The sequence below is a fragment of the Caballeronia sp. genome, from assembly GCF_049581465.1.
In the GTDB taxonomy this organism is placed as follows: Bacteria; Pseudomonadota; Gammaproteobacteria; order Burkholderiales; family Burkholderiaceae; genus Caballeronia.
Genome location: NZ_JBAUSA010000632.1, coordinates 1 through 2,250 on the forward strand (window position 1 = coordinate 1; position 2,250 = coordinate 2,250).

Sequence of the window (2,250 nt, forward strand, 5' to 3'; positions counted from 1 at the left end):
ACGGCGCTCATGGGCGCCGGGGGTTCCGACTCGGCCCGTTGCAGCCGCTCGGTCATGCGTTCATGGCCGACCATCTTTGACACGAGCAGTTCGACCGGCAGGTCCTTCGCCAGATATTCGCCCTCGCATTCGCCATTGCGCATGACCGTGATGCGATCGGAAATTGCATAGGTCTGCTCAAGGAAGTGCGTCACGAACAGGATCGCGATGTCAGATTGTTTGAGCTTGCGCAGAACGTCGAAGAGGCGCGCGACCTCACTGTCATCGAGGCTGGAAGTGGGTTCGTCGAGGATCAGGACGCGCGCGTCCACCGACACCGCGCGCGCGATCGCCACCATTTGCTGCACGGCGATCGGATAGGTATCGAGCGACTTGGTCACGTCCAGCGAGACGTTGAGTTCGGCGAGCGCGGCTTCGGCTCGCGCATGAATGGTCTTCCAGTCGATGGCGCCACGGCGTTTGGGCTGCCGTCCGGCGAACATGTTTTCCGCCACCGAGAGATTCGGGCACAGGTTGACTTCCTGATACAGCGTGCGGATACCGGCTGCTTCCGCTTCGAGTGGCGTGGCGAAGTTGACCGGTTGGCCCCCGAGCAGGATCTCGCCCGCATCGTGCTCGTGCACGCCCGTCAGCACGTTGATGAGGGTGGACTTGCCCGCGCCATTCTGGCCCATCAGCGTGTGGATTTCACCCTTGTACAAATGGAAGTCGACCTTCTGCAGCGCCTTGACGCCTGGAAATGACTTGGACAAGCCGATGGTTTCGAGAATGGGGGAACCGGTCATATGCCTGCCCGAAATAGGAGGTTAAGAGTCCGTCGCGGAAAGCGCGACGGACTCGGGCGCCTGGGCGCGGCCTCAGTACTTGCGTTGCGGCAAGACTTGGGCGGCGACGCTCATCGGGAAGATCGTTTCTTCGGTCACGATACGCTTGGGCAGCGTCTTGCCGGCGACCACGTCTTTTACGGCGGTCATCAATTGCGGTCCGAGCAGCGGACTGCATTCCACGTCGACGTTGATCTTGCCGGCGATCATTGCTTCGAAGCCGCCCTTGGTGGCGTCGAATGAGACGACGGTTACGTCCGTGCCGGGCTTCATGCCGGCTTCTTCCATTGCCTGGATGGCCCCGAGCGCCATGTCGTCGTTATGTGCGTAGACCACGTTGATCTGCTTGCCGTAGGTCTTGGCGAAGGCTTCCATGACCTGCTTGCCACCGGCGAGTGTGAAGTCTCCGCTTTGGGAGGCGATGATCTTGAACTTCGGATCGTTCTTGATCACTTCGAGCAGACCTGCGCGCCGGTCGTTGGCGGGCGCGGAACCTACCGTGCCTTGCAACTCGACGATATTGATCGGACCCGCGTCGTTCTTATAGTGGTCTTCTAGCCATTTGCCTCCGCGGCGTCCTTCTTCGAGGAAGTCCGAGCCGATCATCGTCACGTAGAGGGAGGTATCTTTAACGTCGATATTGCGGTCAGTGAGAATCACGGGGATTTTGGCTGCTTTCGCTTCGAGCAGGATGGGTTCCCAGCCGGACTCCACTACCGGGGAAAACGCGATGACATCGACCTTCTGGGCGATATAAGAGCGGATCGCCTTGATCTGATTTTCTTGCTTCTGTTGAGCGTCGGAGAATTTCAGGTTGATTCCCGCGTCCTTCGCCGCAGCTTTGATCGATACCGTATTGGCGGTACGCCATGCGCTTTCCGCGCCGACCTGGGCGAAGCCCAGCGTAATCTTTTTGTCGTCGGCATGTGCGGTCATGCCGGTGGCTAGTACGAGTGCAGAACCAAGGAGCGCACCCAGTACTGTCCGTCGCGAATCTCTCATTGCCGTCTCCTGACTATTGTGTTTGTTTTTTTGCTGCGGCCTGATAACCGCAGGCGCGGGTTCATAACTGAGCCCAAACCAAGGTTAGCGCGGCGTCACATGACGGTCCAATCAGTTATTTCGCGTTTGCAATATCAAAACTGATATGGCCGGGGGCGCTGGCGCTTTGGGGGTAAGGTGGGAGGGGGTGCTGCTCGCGGCGAGTGTGGGGCTAGGATTGAGTCCTTCTGCTAGCGTGGTCGTTCTGTATAAGTAGTATTTTCTTGCTTATTTCTGTTAGCCCCGATCCGGGGCGGAACTTCATTTCTTTTCAAACGCGCAAAGAAACCAAGCAAAGAAACGCGTTCAAACCGCGAATACCTAAGTGTCGTCGTTGCTCACTTCAGGCTTTTGGCCCGAACATAGTGCCGCCCCCACACATCAA

The 2,250-nt window shown here is 58.2% G+C and carries 2 protein-coding genes; both read right to left on the reverse strand.

All coding sequences use genetic code 11. The annotated features are described in order from the left end of the window. Nucleotides 1-785, reverse strand: a 785-nt coding sequence (locus tag WCA53_RS15355; RefSeq protein WP_423911824.1) for an ATP-binding cassette domain-containing protein, incomplete at its 3' end; no start/stop codon positions are given. A 72-nt stretch (nucleotides 786-857) separates the two neighbouring features. Beyond that, nucleotides 858-1,826 carry an ABC transporter substrate-binding protein gene (locus WCA53_RS15360; protein WP_423911827.1) on the reverse strand — a complete coding sequence of 323 codons (969 nt, stop codon included), beginning with the start codon at nucleotides 1,824-1,826 and terminating at the stop codon, nucleotides 858-860. Nucleotides 1,827-2,250 lie beyond the last annotated feature (424 nt).

Coding starts and splice junctions, on each gene's coding strand:
- WCA53_RS15360 (WP_423911827.1), bottom strand. CDS start 1,826: ATGAGAGATTCGCGACGGACAGTACTGGGTGCGCTCCTTGGTTCTGCA.